General features: G+C 42.2%; 1 protein-coding gene. It reads left to right on the forward strand.

The window, feature by feature from the left end:
• On the forward strand, positions 1-251 hold a 251-nt coding region (locus MWU32_RS00415), incomplete at both ends, for a group II intron maturase-specific domain-containing protein (RefSeq protein WP_317235141.1).

A 251-nucleotide genomic window follows, 5' to 3' on the forward strand; every position in this document is an offset into this window, starting at 1 on the left:
TGTACATTTCGAACTGCTTGGACACGGTTTTGTACCTGTCTACAAAAAGGGAACAAAAGGGCAGTATCAATTAGTTGTATCACAAAAGAGTTGGGGCAAGTTTAAACGTACGTTAAAGCGTATTACCCAGAAGACCAAACCTATATCGCTGTTAGAACGGCTTGGACGGCTCAATGAAGTCTGTCGGGGATGGATTAACAACTATCGGCTGACCCAGAGTTATGCTAAACTTAAAAAGCTAGATGCTTGGT

Source organism: Gelidibacter sp. F63206 (assembly GCF_023015735.1).